Below are 13,176 nucleotides of genomic sequence, written 5' to 3' on the forward strand. Positions count from 1 at the left end.
ATCAGTTGTACGACAGGCCCATCGCGTCGCGCACGTCGCGCATCGTTTCCGTCGCGTACTTGCGCGCCTTGTCGCAACCGTCCGCGACGATCGCGCGCAGCAGCGACGGATCGTCCATGTACTTCTGCGCGCGCTCGAGCATCGGTTGCTGCTCGCGCAGAATGCCTTCGACGACCGGCTGCTTGCAGTCGAGGCAGCCGATGCCTGCCGAACGGCAGCCCTTCTGCACCCACTCGTGCGTCGCTTCGTCCGTATAGACCTGGTGCAGCTGCCACACCGGGCACTTGTCGGGATCGCCCGGATCGGTGCGGCGCACACGCGCGGGATCGGTCGGCATCGTGCGGACCTTCTTCGTGATCGTCTCGGCGTCTTCACGCAGGCCGATCGTGTTGCCGTACGACTTGGACATCTTCTGCCCGTCGAGGCCCGGCATCCGGGACGCTTCGGTCAGGAGCGCCTGCGGCTCGACCAGGATGATCTTGCGCGCGCCTTCGAGATAGCCGAACAGGCGCTCGCGGTCGCTCATCGACAGGCTCTGCGATTCCTGCAGCATCGCGCGCGCCTGTTCGAGCGCCTCGTCGTCGCCCTCCTGCTGATACGCGTTGCGCAGCTCGTGATAGAGCTTCGCGCGCTTGCCGCCGAGCTTCTTCGCCGCGTCGAGCGCCTTCTCCTCGAAACCGGGCTCGCGGCCGTACAGGTAGTTGAAGCGGCGCGCGATCTCGCGCGTCATCTCGACGTGCGGCACCTGATCCTCGCCGACCGGCACGAGCGAGCCGCGATACAGCAGGATGTCGGCCGCCATCAGCACCGGGTAGCCGAGGAAGCCGTAGGTCGACAGGTCCTTGTCCTTCAGCTTCTCCATCTGCTCCTTGTAGGTCGGCACGCGTTCGAGCCAGCCGAGCGGCGTGCTCATGCCGAGCAGCAGCGCGAGTTCGGCATGCTCGGGCACCTTGCTCTGGATGAACAGCGTCGCCTGCGCCGGATCGATGCCGGACGCGAGCCAGTCGATCAGCACGTCCCACACGTTCTTCTCGATGACCTCGGGCGTCTCGTAGTGCGTCGTCAGCGCATGCCAGTCGACGACGCAGAAAAAGCACGGGTACTCGGACTGCAGCTTCACCCAGTTTTTCAGCACGCCGTGGTAATGGCCGAGGTGCAGCGACCCGGTGGGTCGCATGCCGGAGAAAATACGTTCTGGGAACATGATTGTCGTTAGAAAAGCGAGGCGAAGGGAGACAGGATGGCGCTCAGGACGGCGTAGCCGACATTGACGAGCGGGCGCAGCCAGAAGTTCGTCAGCACGCCCGTCGCGACCAGCACGAGGACGATGATGAAACCGTACGGCTCGATGCGCGACAGCGCGATCGATTGCTTCGGCGGCAGCAGCGCCGCCAGGATGCGGCCGCCGTCGAGCGGCGGCAGCGGAAACAGGTTCAGCACGCCGAGCACGAGGTTCGCGCTGACGCCGGCCAACGCCATCCGCGTGAAGAACGGCTCGTCGACGCCGATGGCGGGCAGCACGAGGGTCAGCAGGCCCCAGACCAGCGCCTGCACGAAATTGCAGGCCGGGCCCGCGAGCGCGACCCACAGGCTGCCCCAGCGCGGATCGCGCAGGTTGCCGAACGAAACCGGCACCGGCTTCGCATAACCGAACAGGAACGCGCCGCCCGTCAGGAAATACATCGCGAGCGGAATCGCGATCGTGCCGATCGGATCGATGTGGCGCATCGGATTGAACGACACGCGCCCCATCATGTAAGCGGTGTTGTCGCCGAGCAGGCGGGCGGCGTAGCCGTGCGCGGCCTCGTGCAGCGTGATCGCGAAGATCACGGGCAGCGCGTAGACGGCGATGGTCTGTATCAGGGAAGCATCCATATCGCGTTATTGTAACAAGCGCACTCGCGCAAAAAAGGACGGCGCGCTTACGCGGCCGAGAGTCCGAACGGTTCGAGCGCGCCGCGCCCCGCGCGCACGAGTTCCGGCTCGTCGCCGGTCAGGTCGATCACCGTCGACGGCTCGCGCGGGCATGCGCCGCCGTCGATCACGAGGTCGACCTGTTTCTCGAGTCGCGCGCGGATGTCGTCGGGATCGTTGAGCGGCTCGTCGTCCGGCGGCAGGATCAGCGTCGTGCCGAGCAGCGGCTGGCCGAGCGACTCCAGCAACGCAAGCGTGATCGCGTGATCGGGCACGCGCAGCCCGATCGTCTTGCGCGACGGGTGCGACAGCCGGCGCGGCACTTCCTTCGTCGCCTGCAGGATGAAGACGTACGGGCCCGGCGTCACCGACTTGATCTGCCGGTACTGGCGGTTGTCGACCATCGCGAAGTTCGCGAGCTCGGACAGGTCGCGCACGAGCAGCGACAGGTGCTGCTTCTCGTCGAGGCCGCGAATCCGGCGCACGCGCTCGACCGCATCCTTGTCGTCGAGATGGCACGCGAGCGCATAGCTCGAATCGGTCGGCATCGCGATCACGCCGCCCTTGCTGACGATCTCCACGGCCTGTTTGATCAGGCGCGGCTGCGGATTATCCGGATGAATCCTGAAGAACTGGGACATGGGGACACGTAAAGAGGGAGGAATCGGATGCGCAGTCGGCGGCGATACGGGCGGCGGGCAGCCGCCCGGCGTCACAGCCAGCGTTCCCAGACCGGCGTCAGGTCGGGCGGCAACGGCGGCAGGCCGCCGAGTTCGACACGGCCCTCGCCCGGTGCATGGAAATCCGAGCCGCGCGACACTTCGAAGCCGAAGCGGCGCGCAACGTCCGCGTATTCGCGGTACTGGTCGGGCGTGTGGCTACCCGTGACGACCTCGATCGCGCGGCCGCCCAAATCGATGAACTCGCCGAAGAACGCGTCGAATTCGACGGGCGAATAGCGGTAACGGCCCGGATGCGCGACCACCGCTTCGCCGCCCGCCGCGCGAATCCACGCGACCGCATCGGACAGTGCTGCCCAGCGATGCGGGACGAACCCGGGCTTGCCGTCGCCGAGCAGGCGGTCGAACACGTCGGACGTCGATTCGGCGTGACCGTTCTCGACGAGAAAGCGCGCGAAGTGCGTGCGCGAGATCAGATCGGGATTCGATACGTACTTGAGCGCGCCGTCGTACGCGCCGGGAATGCCGAGCGTCGCGAGCTGCGCGCCGATCGCCACCGCGCGGGCCGCACGGCCGTGACGCGTGCGGTACAGGCCGTCGACGAGCGCCGGGTTCGCGGGATCGATGTTCAGGCCGACGATGTGCACGGTGCGCGACGCCCACGTGACCGAAATCTCGACGCCGCTCAGGTAGCGCATGCCGAGCGCTTCCGCCTCGCTGCGCGCCACCGCCTGACCGCCGATCTCGTCGTGGTCGGTCAGCGCCCACAGGGTCACGCCGCCGGCATGGGCGCGGCGCGCGACGTCGGCAGGCGACAGCAACCCGTCGGAAACATTCGAATGGCAGTGGAGATCAGCGTTCATTGTTGGCATGGCAGGTAAGGCTTCATTCTACTGCAACGCGGCAATCGCGCCGCTCGCCTGCCCCGCCGCTGCCGCCGCGCGCTTACGCGCAGAACGCCTCGATCAGCGCCGCGATCTGCTCGGGCTGGTCGTGATGCACCATGTGGCCGGCATCCTCGACGAGCTTCTCGCGCCAGTCGGGGAACGCGTTGAAACGCGCCTTGAATTCCGGCAGCGGAATGTCGCCGGCGAGGTGCGCGAGCGTCGGCGAATTGACGGCCTCGACGTGCAGCACCTTCGCGCGCACCTGCGTCCAGGTGGCCATCACTTCGTCCAGCCGATAAAGCAGCGGGCCCGGCATCTTGTGCGCGGGATCGGCCAGCAGGTGGTAGAGGCCATCATCGCCGCGCTTCGACCAGTGCGCGGCGAGGAACGCGGCGCGGCGCGGATCGAGCCGCGGATTGGTCTTGGTCAGGCGCGCCGCCACTTCGTCGAGGGACGCATAAGGGCGCAGCGCGGGCGGCTCGCGCAGCTCGTCCAGCCAGCCGCGCAGCCGGCGCGGCGCCTGCTCGGCCCGCGCGGGCGCGAGCCCGAAACCCTCGAGGTCGACCACGCGCCGCACGCGCTCCGGCCGCGCGCCGGCATACAGGCACACGACGTTCGCGCCCATGCTGTGCCCGATCAGGTTGACTTCGCCGGTCGGCGCATAGTGGTCGACGAGCGCATCGAGGTCGCTCAGGTATTCGTGGAACCAGTAGTGGCCGCCGCCCTGCCGCGCGACCGGCCAGTCGGACAGCCCGAAGCCGCGCGCATCGGGTGCGATCACCTGCCAGTCGCCCGCCAGCGCATCGACGACGAACTGGAACGACGCCGCGACGTCCATCCAGCCGTGCAGCATGAACAGCGTCGGCGCATCGGGGCGGCCCCAGCGCCGCACATGCAGCCGGACGCCACGCACCAGGACGAAATCGGAAACGGAACTCGAGGCACTCATTGCAGCCGCCAGAAAAAAGAATGGTCGTTCGATTATAGCGGCGACGCCTCCGTTCCGGCGGCCGGCAATCGAGGCACCGCTCTAGCGGCGCGGTCGCTCAACGGCCCGCCGGGCGGGCCGGCTGGCCGACCGGGAAGCGCCGCCAGCCACGCGCGCGCGTCGGCCGGCGGCAAACGAATCGCAGCCGAACGCGAGCCGGCTAACGCGCCGCTTTTCCGTCTACGCCGTCTGCCCCGTCCTGCGCGGCCAGCTCGTCGAGTTCAGCCTGCTCGAATCCGGCATCGCGACGCGCATCGAAATTGAACGGACCGCGCAGCCGCGGCGCATGGTATTGCTCGGCGAGCTGCCGGTAGGCCGGCACCGGATCGCGGCCGGCTTCGTCGCACAAATGCCGGAACCAGCGGTTGCCGATCGCGACATGGCCGATCTCGTCGTGCAGGATCACGTCGAGGATCGCGGCCGACGCGTCGTCGCCCGCCTGCACGAGCCGCGCGCGGATCGGCGGCGACGCATCCAGCCCGCGGGCCTCGAGCGTGCGCGGCACGAGCGCCATGCGCGCGAGCACGTCGCCCTTGGTCCGCTCGCACATCTCCCACAGCCCGTTGTGCGCGGGAAAATCGCCGTACGCATGGCCGAATGCCGCCAGCCGGTCGGACAGCAGCGTGAAGTGATAGGCCTCCTCGGCCGCCACCTTCAGCCAGTCCGCATAAAACGCGTCCGGCAGGCCCGGAAAGCGCCAGACCGCATCGAGCGCCAGGTTGATCGCATTGAATTCGATATGGGCGAGCGCGTGCAGCAGCACCGCGCGCCCTTCGGGCGAACGCATGCTGCGTCGCTCAAGCTGGCGCGGCTCGACGAGCGCCGGACGCGCAGGACGTCCGGGCAGATCGGCCGGTTCGCGCAGTTCGAGCGACGGTGCGATCGCGGCGTGCCCGGCCAGCAGCGCGTCGTACAACGCGCGCACCTGCGCGGTCTTGGCCGCGGGTTCGGCGACGCGCAGCGCGTCGAGCGCGGTACCGCGCACGCAGGCCGGCGCATTGCCGAAAGAAGAAGACTCCATGCTCATAAACGGGGACACCCTGCACGCGCATCGCGGGAGCGCACGCACGCGACGGTTTACAATATGCGATTGTTCCGCGGCGCAATGCGCCGGGCAAACCAGACGCGCCATTCTACCGGCGCCCATCATCGAAGAGACAAGGAGACTCCGTGACGATCTACAAGCTGGGCGATACGGCCCCGACGATCCACGAAAGCGTATTCGTCGCCGATACGGCGGCCATCATCGGCAAGGTCGTGCTCGAGGAAAACGCGAGCGTCTGGTTCGGCGCGACGATTCGCGGCGACAACGAGCAGATTGCCGTTGGCGCCGGCAGCAACGTCCAGGAAGGCGCGGTACTGCACACGGACCCCGGCTTTCCGCTGACGATTGCCGAAAACGTGACGATCGGGCACCAGGCCATGCTGCACGGCTGCACGATCGGCGAAGGTTCGCTGATCGGTATTCAGGCGGTGGTCTTGAATGGAGCGGTCATCGGCCGCAACTGTCTGGTTGGCGCCGGCGCGGTCGTGACGGAAGGCAAGACGTTCCCGGATAATTCGCTGATTCTCGGCGCACCGGCGAAAGTCGTGCGCGAGCTGTCGGCCGAAGACATCGCGCGGCTGCGCACGAACGCGAAGACGTACGTCGAGCGGCGTGCGCATTTCAAGGAGCAACTCGTGCGGATCGGGTGATTCGCACGGTTTTCAAGGAAGAAGAGTGAGCGACCAGTTACAGAAATTCATGTTCAATGCGGCGCCCGTGCGCGGCGAGATCGTTTCGCTGCGCAATACGTGGCAGGAAGTGCTCTCCCGCCGCGACTACCCTGCCCCCGTGCGCACGGTGCTCGGCGAGATGATGGCCGCGTGCGCGCTGCTGTCCGCGAACCTGAAATTTCACGGCACCCTGATCATGCAGATCTTCGGCGACGGGCCGGTCCAGATGCTGGTCGTCCAGTGCAGCTCGGATCTGTCGATGCGGGCCACCGCAAAGTTCTCCGGCGACACGGCGCAGACGATCGGCGACGACATGAGTTTCGCGTCGCTCGTCAACGCGAGCGGTCACGGCCGCTGCGTGATCACGCTCGACCCGGCCGACAAGCTGCCAGGCCAGCAGCCGTACCAGGGCATCGTGCCGCTGAACGGCGTCGACGGCCCGCTCGAATCGGTGTCGCAGGTGCTCGAGCATTACATGCATCACTCCGAGCAGCTCGACACGCGGCTGTGGCTCGCGGCCGATCGCGACCGTGCGGTCGGCATGCTGTTGCAGAAGCTGCCCGGCGACGGCGGCATCGTGCCGCGCAACGCCGAAACCGATCTCGACACGTGGGAGCGTGTCTGCGCGCTCGGTGGCACGCTGTCCGCGCAGGAACTGCTCGAGGTCGAACCGGAAGTCGTGTTCCGCCGGCTGTTCTGGCAGGAGAACGTGCAGCACTTCGAACCGGCCGGCACGCGCTTCCAGTGCTCGTGCTCGCGCGAGAAGGTCGCTGCGATGCTGCGCATGCTCGGCCACGACGAAGTCGACAGCGTGATCGTCGAGCGCGGCCACGTCGAGATCCACTGCGAGTTCTGCAACCAGCGCTACGAATTCGATCCCGTCGACGTCGCGCAGTTGTTCGCGACACCCGCGGTCGAGACCGGCATCGCGCCTGCGACCGACCAGCGTCACTGAGCGGCGCGCCCGCTGCCTGCCGTCCGGGCGCGGGCGCATAATGACGCACACGAGCGTCGCACGCACGGCTCCGGCGCCGGAGGCTCGACCTTCGGCGCAAGCTGCTTCCCGTCGTCGGCGCGCTGCAGGAGAACCCCATGAATCGTCCGTTTCGCATCATCGTCCTGACGAGCGTCGCAGCCGGCACGCTCGCGCTCGCCGGCTGCGCGGTGCCGCCGCCGACTGCCACGATCCTGAGCCGCCTGCCCGAACCGGGCGCGTCGGGCGGCCAGCCGCCCGTGCTGTCGAGCGCCGAACGCAAGCGCTACGACGAGATCGACCGGCAGGTCCTGCGCGAACAGGACAGCGCGATAGCGGCCGAGGCGGCCGCGCGCGCGTGGGCGTATTACGCGCCGCCGCCCGTGACCGTCTACGGCGGGTATTACGGCGGATGGGGAAATCGCTGGGGCACGGGCATCGGCTATGGTTACGGCTACCCGGGCTGGTGGTGGTGAGCGTGTATCGCCCGGCCGATTGATGACTGGCAGGAAATAAAAAAGCGCGGCATTTACCGCGCTTTTTCAATGGATTCGAGTTGTCGCGCTCAGTGATGCGCAGCCTTGCCCTTGTCGCCGCCATGATGCCGCGACGGCTTCGCCATCGACTGCGGATTCGGCACGACCCGCACCGGCGCCGCGGACACGGCACCGCGTGTCGATGTGCTCGAAGGCGTGTTGTTGAGCGGCCCTGCCGGCGCATTCGGCGACACGAACTGCACGAATACTTCGCCGTCCTTCACCATGCCCATCTCGTAGCGCGCGCGCTCCTCGATGGCCGCGGTGCCGCTCTGCAGATCCTGCACTTCGCCTGCGGTCCGCTCGTTGCGCAGCTTCTCGTCCGCATTCTTCTGGAGCTGGTCGCCAAGCTGCTGACGCAATTCATGCACCCGCAGCCAGCCGCCGTGTCCCCACCATAGGGGGTACTGAATGAGCGCCAGCAAGGCAATCAGGACGACAGTGACAAGCCGCATGTAAGAGACGCAGATATAAGAAGCGCCGCTCTACGCATCATGCACAGAGCGGCGTCGATATGACAAACCCGATAGTAGCGCGTTAGCGCAGGTTATAGAAAGCCGATTTACCCGGGTAGCTCGCGATGTCGCCGAGATCTTCCTCGATGCGCAGCAGCTGGTTGTACTTCGAGATGCGGTCGCTGCGCGACAGCGAACCCGTCTTGATCTGACCGGCGTTCAGGCCGACCGCGATGTCCGCGATCGTCGAGTCTTCCGTTTCGCCCGAGCGGTGCGAGATCACGGCCGTGTAGCCCGCGCGCTTCGCCATTTCGATCGCCGCGAACGTTTCGGTCAGCGTACCAATCTGGTTGATCTTGATGAGGATCGAGTTAGCGATGCCTTTCTCGATGCCTTCCTTCAGGATGCGCGTGTTCGTGACGAACAGGTCGTCGCCGACCAGCTGCACCTTCTTGCCGAGGCGCTCGGTCAGCAGCTTCCAGCCTTCCCAGTCGCTTTCGTGCATGCCGTCCTCGATCGACACGATCGGGAACTTGTCGGCGAGCGTCGCGAGGTAGTCGGTGAATTCAGCCGACGACAGTTGCAGGCCTTCGCCCGCGAGCTGGTACTTGCCGTCGTGGTAGAACTCGGATGCCGCGCAGTCGAGCGCGAGCAGCACGTCTTCGCCCGCACGGTAGCCGGCCTTCTCGATCGCCTGCAGGATCGTCGACAGGCACTCGTCGTTGCTGCCGAAGTTCGGCGCGAAGCCACCTTCGTCGCCGACTGCCGTGCTCATGCCGCGGTCGCTCAAGATCTTCTTCAGCGCGTGGAACACTTCCGCGCCGCAACGCAGGGCTTCACGGAACGTCGGCTGGCTGACCGGGACGATCATGAATTCCTGGATGTCGAGGCTGTTGTTCGCGTGCGCGCCGCCGTTGACGATGTTCATCATCGGCACCGGCAGTTGCATCGCGCCCGAACCGCCGAAATAGCGGTACAGCGGCAGGCCGGCCTCTTCGGCGGCAGCCTTCGCGACGGCCATCGACACGGCCAGCATCGCGTTCGCGCCGAGGCGCGACTTGTTGTCGGTGCCGTCCAGCTCGAGCAGCGTCTTGTCGAGGAACGCCTGTTCCGACGCGTCGAGGCCCATGATGGCTTCGGAGATTTCGGTGTTGATGTGCTCGACTGCCTTCAGCACGCCCTTGCCGTTGTAGCGGCCGGCTTCGCCGTCGCGCAGTTCGATCGCTTCACGCGAGCCCGTGGACGCGCCCGACGGCACCGCCGCGCGGCCCATCGTGCCCGATTCGAGCAGCACGTCGCATTCGACGGTGGGGTTGCCGCGCGAATCCAGAATCTCGCGGCCGATGATATCTACGATTGCACTCATGGGTTTCCTCTGAGAATGACGATGGATTCTTCAAACTGCGACGGCATGCGTGCCGGAACCGCTTTCGCTACAGACGCGCGAAGCCGTCGCAAGGTTCATTCGATCTTTAGTTGAAATCGTTTTCCAGGAACGGATTGCGCTTCACCGCCTGGTCGAGCGTGACGAGGGTCTCCAGCAGCGCGCTCATCCGGCTCAGCGGCACCGCGTTCGGGCCGTCCGACTTCGCCTCGGCCGGATTCGGGTGCGTTTCCATGAAGAGGCCCGCGACGCCCGTCGCGACCGCCGCACGCGCGAGCACCGGCACGAATTCGCGCTGGCCGCCCGAGCTCGTGCCCTGCCCGCCCGGCAGCTGCACCGAGTGGGTCGCGTCGAACACGACCGGCGCGTTCGTCTCGCGCATGATCGCGAGCGAACGCATGTCCGACACGAGATTGTTGTAGCCGAACGAGACACCGCGTTCGCACGCCATGAAGCGGTCGTCCGACAGCCCGGCTTCACGGGCCGCGTCGCGCGCCTTGTCGATCACGTTCTTCATGTCGTGCGGCGCGAGGAACTGGCCCTTCTTGATGTTGACGGGCTTGCCCGAGCGCGCGCACGCATGGATGAAGTCGGTCTGGCGGCACAGGAACGCGGGCGTCTGCAGCACGTCGACGACCGACGCGACCTGCTCGATCTCGTCGATCGAATGCACGTCGGTCAGCACCGGCAGGCCGAGCTGGCGCTTCACCTCGGACAGGATCCGCAGGCCCTCGTCCATTCCGAGGCCACGAAACGACTTGCCCGAGCTGCGGTTCGCCTTGTCATAGGACGACTTGTAGATGAACGGTACGTTCAGCTTCTCGCAGATTTCCTTCAGGCGGCCCGCCGTGTCGATCGTCATTTGCTCCGATTCGACGACGCAGGTACCCGCGATCAGGAAAAACGGCTTGTCGAGACCAACCTCGAAATCGCACAGCTTCATGCTTTCACTCCGCGCGCTTGCTTGCCGGCCAGCGCGGCTTCGACGAACGACTTGAAGAGGGGATGACCGTCACGCGGCGTGGACGTGAATTCCGGGTGGAACTGGACGCCGACGAACCACGGGTGCATCGAACGCGGCAGTTCCATCATTTCCGGCAGATCCTCGCTCGGGGTACGGGCGCTGATGATAAGGCCGCCGGCTTCGAGCTGGGGCACGAAGCGGTTATTGACTTCATAACGGTGGCGATGGCGTTCGTTCACGTCCTTGCCATAGATTTCTTCCGCCATCGTGCCGGGCTTGATCGGGCAGCGCTGCGAGCCGAGGCGCATCGTGCCGCCGAGATCGGATTCCTCGGTGCGCGTCTCGACCTTGCCGTCGCGATCGAACCACTCGGTGATCAGCGCGACCACGCGTTCCGGCGTGTCCGGATCGAATTCCGTGCTGTTCGCCTGCTTCAGGCCGACCACGTCGCGCGCGAACTCGATCACCGCGAGCTGCATGCCGAGGCAGATGCCGAGATACGGGACCTTCGCCTCGCGCGCATAGCGGATCGCCGCGATCTTGCCTTCGGTGCCGCGACGGCCGAAACCGCCCGGAACCAGCACCGCATCGAGGTGCTTCAGGCTGTCGACGCCGTTCGTCTCGATCTCTTCCGAGTCGATGTACTCGATGTTGACCTTGGTCGACGTGTGCAGCTGTGCGTGGCGCAGCGCCTCGATCAGCGACTTGTACGACTCGGTCAGGTCGACGTACTTGCCGACCATGCCGATCGTCACTTCGTGCTTCGGGTTCTCCAGCTTCTCGACGAGCTCCGACCACATGCTCAGGTCGGCATCGTGCGGCGACAGCTTCAGCTCCTCGCAGATGATCTTGTCGAGGCCCTGGTCGTGCAGCATCTGCGGAATCTTGTAGATGCTGTCGGCGTCCCACACCGAAATCACGGCGTCTTCCGGCACGTTCGAGAACATCGAGATCTTCTTCGATTCGTCGTCGGGGATGCGGCGGTCCGCACGGCACAGCAGCACGTGCGGCAGGATGCCGATCTCGCGCAGCTTCTGCACGCTGTGCTGGGTCGGCTTCGTCTTCAGTTCGCCGGCCGTCGCGACGTACGGCACGAGCGTCAGGTGCACGAAGCACGCGCTGTTGCGGCCGAGGCGCAGGCTCATCTGGCGAGCGGCCTCGAGGAACGGCAGCGACTCGATGTCGCCGACCGTGCCGCCGATCTCGACGATCGCGACATCCGGCTCGCCGCAGGTGGCCGATGCGGCCCCGCGCTCGATGAACGCCTGGATTTCGTTCGTGATGTGCGGAATGACCTGCACGGTCTTGCCGAGATAGTCGCCACGGCGTTCCTTGCGGATCACCGATTCGTAGATCTGGCCGGTCGTGAAGTTGTTGGCCTTGCGCATCTTCGTGCTGATGAAGCGCTCATAGTGGCCGAGGTCGAGGTCCGTCTCCGCCCCGTCTTCCGTCACGAACACTTCCCCGTGCTGGAACGGGCTCATCGTGCCGGGGTCGACGTTGATGTACGGATCGAGTTTGAGGAGGGTGACTTTCAGACCGCGCGATTCAAGGATCGCGGCGAGGGAAGCGGCGGCAATACCCTTGCCAAGGGAAGAAACTACGCCGCCGGTGACGAAAACATATTTGGTCATCGCTGGATGCTCGCGGGAAAAACGGATTATACCGTAAAGCCCGCCCTTTTCTCAGCAATTGCCGGGACGACACGTGGTGATCGCGCCCTTTCGTGCGGACCCGCGCCGGCCTTTCGAGCCGGGGCAAACCGGTCGGACGGACGGCGCGACCTCACGTGCCGCGGCGCATGCCCGGCGGCCGGACGACGCGTCACGCGCGCCTGGCCAGCGGAGCGCCGCCCCGCGAAACCTCGCCCTCCTCCGCCTTCAGCGAATTCAGCATCCGCTGCAATGCGCGGGCAGTCTCGAGCGGCCGCTCCATCGGGAACAGGTGACTGCCCTCGAGCCATTCGACGCGGCCGCGCGCCGCACGCCGCGTCGCATCGAGCCCGACCTGCCGGACCTCGCGCGAACGCGTGCCGGCGAGGAAACCGAGCGGCACCGGCGCGCCGTGCGCGAGCCGCGGGCCGAGCGTGTGCGGCAGCGTCCGGTAGATCAGGTATTCGACCTGCCGGTCGAACGCGAGCGCACGCTCGCCGTCGGCGCCGGCCTGCGGAATGCCGTAGTCGATGTAGTCGGCCAGCATCCGTTCGTCCCAGCGCGCGAACGCGGGCTTCTCGCGGAAGTGCCGCCAGACGTCGTCGCGGCTCACCCAGCGCGTACGCCGGTTGCGCGTCGCGGCGGCCGGCGACAGCCGCTCGTCGAGCCCCGCCCACTGGCTCGCGCGCAACGCGCCGGCGCGCCAGCCGGCGATGATCGGCGAATCGATCATCACGACCCCGCGCACCCATTGCGGCTTCTTCAGCGCGGCCATCAGCGACAGGTAGCCGCCGAGCGAATGGCCGACGAGCCAGACGGGACGCTCGTAGCGGCTGCCGATATCGTCGAGCAGCTGCTCGACGAGATGCGGCCAGTCGCGCGTCACCGGATAACGACGGTCGTGACCGATCCGTTCGATGTAGCGCAGCTCGTAGTCGTCGGTCAGTTCGGCAAAGATCGTCCGGTACGTCGATGCCGGAAAGCCGTTCGCATGCGAGAAATGGAGGATGTCCTTCAAACGCCGATG

Annotated in this window: 14 protein-coding genes; 3 read left to right on the top strand and 11 right to left on the bottom strand. The window is 66.3% G+C overall.

Annotation, left to right across the window (positions count from 1 at the left end):
* Position 1: 1 nt before the first annotated feature.
* The 6 genes from H3H55_RS11530 to H3H55_RS11555 form a co-directional block, all read right to left on the bottom strand.
* A complete protein-coding gene (locus tag H3H55_RS11530) occupies positions 2-1,204 on the bottom strand; it encodes a tryptophan--tRNA ligase (protein WP_048248731.1) in 1,203 nt (400 codons plus the stop codon).
* A gap of 8 nt (positions 1,205-1,212) precedes the next feature.
* Positions 1,213-1,875, bottom strand: a complete 663-nt coding sequence (locus tag H3H55_RS11535) for a site-2 protease family protein (RefSeq protein WP_129512479.1) — start codon at positions 1,873-1,875, stop codon at positions 1,213-1,215.
* A gap of 47 nt (positions 1,876-1,922) precedes the next feature.
* Positions 1,923-2,555: an L-threonylcarbamoyladenylate synthase gene (locus H3H55_RS11540; RefSeq protein ID WP_129512480.1), complete on the bottom strand. Its 633-nt coding sequence runs from the start codon at positions 2,553-2,555 to the stop codon at positions 1,923-1,925.
* A gap of 71 nt (positions 2,556-2,626) precedes the next feature.
* Complete coding sequence (locus H3H55_RS11545) at positions 2,627-3,457, bottom strand: 3',5'-nucleoside bisphosphate phosphatase (protein ID WP_193098675.1); 831 nt, start codon at positions 3,455-3,457, stop codon at positions 2,627-2,629.
* A gap of 82 nt (positions 3,458-3,539) precedes the next feature.
* Positions 3,540-4,430, bottom strand: a complete 891-nt coding sequence (locus H3H55_RS11550) for an alpha/beta fold hydrolase (RefSeq protein WP_193098676.1) — start codon at positions 4,428-4,430, stop codon at positions 3,540-3,542.
* A 199-nt stretch (positions 4,431-4,629) separates the two neighbouring features.
* Complete coding sequence (locus H3H55_RS11555) at positions 4,630-5,496, bottom strand: ferritin-like domain-containing protein (protein ID WP_193098677.1); 867 nt, start codon at positions 5,494-5,496, stop codon at positions 4,630-4,632.
* A gap of 143 nt (positions 5,497-5,639) precedes the next feature.
* Between H3H55_RS11555 and H3H55_RS11560 the strand changes: the two genes are divergently transcribed.
* From H3H55_RS11560 to H3H55_RS11570, 3 genes are all read left to right on the top strand, one after another.
* The gene (locus tag H3H55_RS11560) at positions 5,640-6,164 is read left to right on the top strand and encodes a gamma carbonic anhydrase family protein (protein WP_193098678.1); all 525 of its coding nucleotides are present in this window, start codon (positions 5,640-5,642) and stop codon (positions 6,162-6,164) included.
* A gap of 25 nt (positions 6,165-6,189) precedes the next feature.
* Positions 6,190-7,140 (top strand): Hsp33 family molecular chaperone HslO, encoded by a 951-nt coding sequence (gene hslO / locus H3H55_RS11565; RefSeq protein ID WP_129512485.1) that lies wholly within the window; start codon positions 6,190-6,192, stop codon positions 7,138-7,140.
* A 137-nt stretch (positions 7,141-7,277) separates the two neighbouring features.
* A complete protein-coding gene (locus H3H55_RS11570) occupies positions 7,278-7,634 on the top strand; it encodes a hypothetical protein (RefSeq protein ID WP_193098679.1) in 357 nt (118 codons plus the stop codon).
* A gap of 89 nt (positions 7,635-7,723) precedes the next feature.
* Here H3H55_RS11570 and ftsB read toward each other — a convergent pair whose 3' ends face one another.
* From ftsB to H3H55_RS11595, 5 genes are all read right to left on the bottom strand, one after another.
* On the bottom strand, positions 7,724-8,149 hold the full coding sequence (gene ftsB, locus H3H55_RS11575; RefSeq protein WP_048248742.1) for a cell division protein FtsB: 426 nt from the start codon (positions 8,147-8,149) through the stop codon (positions 7,724-7,726).
* 82 nt (positions 8,150-8,231) lie between these two features.
* A complete protein-coding gene (gene eno / locus H3H55_RS11580; RefSeq protein ID WP_006751590.1) occupies positions 8,232-9,515 on the bottom strand; it encodes a phosphopyruvate hydratase in 1,284 nt (427 codons plus the stop codon).
* A 106-nt stretch (positions 9,516-9,621) separates the two neighbouring features.
* The gene (gene kdsA / locus H3H55_RS11585) at positions 9,622-10,476 is read right to left on the bottom strand and encodes a 3-deoxy-8-phosphooctulonate synthase (protein ID WP_193098680.1); all 855 of its coding nucleotides are present in this window, start codon (positions 10,474-10,476) and stop codon (positions 9,622-9,624) included.
* On the bottom strand, positions 10,473-12,131 hold the full coding sequence (locus H3H55_RS11590; RefSeq protein WP_129512487.1) for a CTP synthase: 1,659 nt from the start codon (positions 12,129-12,131) through the stop codon (positions 10,473-10,475). The genes kdsA and H3H55_RS11590 overlap by 4 nt, the downstream gene beginning before the upstream one ends.
* 190 nt (positions 12,132-12,321) lie before the next feature.
* Positions 12,322-13,167 carry an alpha/beta fold hydrolase gene (locus H3H55_RS11595; protein ID WP_193098681.1) on the bottom strand — a complete coding sequence of 282 codons (846 nt, stop codon included), beginning with the start codon at positions 13,165-13,167 and terminating at the stop codon, positions 12,322-12,324.
* Positions 13,168-13,176: the final 9 nt, after the last annotated feature.

Source organism: Burkholderia sp. Z1 (assembly GCF_014893795.1).
Taxonomy (GTDB): Bacteria; Pseudomonadota; Gammaproteobacteria; order Burkholderiales; family Burkholderiaceae; genus Burkholderia; species Burkholderia theae.